The sequence below is a fragment of the Microbacterium sp. genome, assembly GCF_031179285.1.
Lineage (GTDB): Bacteria > Actinomycetota > Actinomycetes > Actinomycetales > Microbacteriaceae > Microbacterium.
On the sequence record NZ_JAPSHY010000077.1, the window covers coordinates 1 to 2,088 of the forward strand.

The 2,088-nt window shown below is 70.2% G+C and carries 4 protein-coding genes; 1 reads left to right on the plus strand and 3 read right to left on the minus strand.

The features are described 5' to 3' along the window. The coding region (locus RIN18_RS17580; protein ID WP_309105270.1) for a PASTA domain-containing protein at positions 1–905 on the plus strand (905 nt) is incomplete at its 5' end. Positions 906–965: 60 nt separating this feature from the next. Here the strand turns inward: RIN18_RS17580 and RIN18_RS17585 are convergent. From RIN18_RS17585 to RIN18_RS17595, 3 genes are all read right to left on the minus strand, one after another. Next, positions 966–1,598 (minus strand): gamma-glutamyl-gamma-aminobutyrate hydrolase family protein, encoded by a 633-nt coding sequence (locus tag RIN18_RS17585; RefSeq protein ID WP_309105271.1) that lies wholly within the window; start codon positions 1,596–1,598, stop codon positions 966–968. After that, positions 1,599–1,754 carry a hypothetical protein gene (locus tag RIN18_RS17590; protein WP_309105272.1) on the minus strand — a complete coding sequence of 52 codons (156 nt, stop codon included), beginning with the start codon at positions 1,752–1,754 and terminating at the stop codon, positions 1,599–1,601. A gap of 2 nt (positions 1,755–1,756) precedes the next feature. Further along, the coding region (locus RIN18_RS17595; protein ID WP_309105273.1) for a sortase domain-bontaining protein at positions 1,757–2,088 on the minus strand (332 nt) is incomplete at its 5' end.

A 2,088-nucleotide genomic window follows, 5' to 3' on the forward strand; every position in this document is an offset into this window, starting at 1 on the left:
GCGACGACCGCTACCAGACCGCGGCCGAGTTCCGCGCCGACGTCGACATCGCGGCATCCGGTCGCGTCCCGGTGCATCGCCGGCCCGACGAGGCCACCATGCTCTTCGGCGCGCCCACCGGCTCGCTCTCGACCTCCGAGCTCGCGCTCCGGCAGCTCACCGAGGACGAGACCATGACCCGCACCCAGCGGCGGCCGCCGGCCATCTGGATCTGGTCGGGCATCATCGGCATCATCGTCATCGTCGTCGCGGTCATGTACTGGGCCCTGAACCTGCAGCCCACGACCGAGATCCCCTCGAACGTGCGAGAGGTCCCCGTGCTCACGGGCGCGAGTTACGAGGAGGCCGTGCAACGGCTCCAGGAGCTCGGGCTCCCAGCGACGCGCATCGACGAGACCAGCGACACGGTCCCCGTCGACGAGGTCATCCGCACCGACCCCGCGGCGGGCGAGATCGTCGACGTCGAGACACCGATCACCGTGTACATCTCCACGGGTCGTGAGGCGGTCACCGTGCCGGACGTGCGGAACATGACGCTCGAACAGGCCAAGGCCGACATCACCGCCAACGGCCTGACACCCGGAACCGAGACCAGGGAGAACTCCCCCTCCGTGCCCGCCGACACGGTGCTGGGCACCACACCGGAGGGCGGGGCATCGGCGGAAGCCGGATCGACGGTCGACTTCCGCATCTCGAGCGGGCTCGTGACCCTCACCGACCTCACCGGGCAGACGCTCGCGGCCGCCTCCTCGTACCTGTCGGCCGAGAACCTGCAGCTGAACCCCATCCCCATGCCCGACGCGTCATGCGAGGCGCAGCCGGGTTCGCCCGTGACGCAGCAGTCCCTCCCGCCGGGCGATGTTCCCCAGCGTTCCGACGTCACGCTCACGTACTGCGCCGGCTGATCGCGCCGGCCCAGCGGGGGCGCCGCGCCAGCCCGAGACCTGGTCGGCGCTCGTCGCGGGTCAGCGCATGAGCGGGTTCAGCCCGATGGCTCGTTCTCGTGCCTCGGGCAGGCCCGCCACGGCGAGCCAGTTGCCGAGCATCCGGTAACCGCCCTCGGTGAGCACCGACTCCGGGTGGAACTGCACCCCGAAGATCGGCGCCGACTGGTGGCGGAGCCCCATGATCACGCCGCCCTGCGTGCGGCTGGTGACCACGAGGTCGGCGGGAACCGTGCCGTCGACGACGGCCAGGGAGTGGTACCGCGTCGCGGTGAACGGCTGCGGCACCCCGGCGTAGAACTCGCTGTCGTCGTGCGCGATGCGCGAGGTCTTGCCGTGCATGAGCTCTTCGGCGTTCGTCACGACCGCCCCGAAGGCCTCGGCGATGGCCTGGTGCCCGAGGCAGACGCCGAGCAGGGGCTGGGATGTGGAGAGCGCCGCCTCCACGACGGGGATCGACACCCCGGCGTCGGACGGCTTGCCCGGACCGGGTGAGATGAGCACGGCGTCGTACTCGCCGACGCGGGCGGCGACATCGGCCGGCGCGATGGCGTCATTGCGCACGACCTCGGTCTCGGCGCCGAGCTCCTGCAGGTAGCCGTTCAGCGTGTAGACGAAGCTGTCGTAGTTGTCGAGGACGAGGACGCGGGTCATTCACTCCACCGTGACGTTGATCGGGTTGACGATGCCGTCCACCCAGGGGAAGACCCAGGTGAACAGCGCGAAGACTGCCGCGGCGATGAGGAACAGCAGCAGGATGATGCGGACCCAGACCGGCCCCGGGAGGATCCGCCAGAGCGCTCCGTACATGGTCAGGACCCCCAAGTGGCGACGTCGGCCGCGATCTCGGCCGGAGGCCCGGCGGCGCTCGGCTGCCACGATTCGAGCACCCCGTAGGCGATGAGGCGCTCGGCGGTGGAGTAGAGCGGGTTGCAGGTGGTGAGCGTGATGAGCCGATCCGTCGGCTGCAGGTCGGGGTGGTGCGGTACCGGCGCGAGCACCCCCACGGTATCGGGCGTCACGTACTCGAAGTCGCGGAATCGGTACGTGTACCAGCCGTCCCGCGTCTGGATGTAGATCGCGTCGCCGAGCTGGAGCTGCTCGATCTCGTGCATGCCGCCGCCGTACGCGCTGCGGTGCGACG

Bases quoted from the DNA above. Each gene is read 5' to 3' on its own strand.
- RIN18_RS17585 (WP_309105271.1), bottom strand. From the start codon at position 1,598: ATGACCCGCGTCCTCGTCCTCGACAACTACGACAGCTTCGTCTACACG.
- RIN18_RS17590 (WP_309105272.1), bottom strand. From the start codon at position 1,754: ATGTACGGAGCGCTCTGGCGGATCCTCCCGGGGCCGGTCTGGGTCCGC.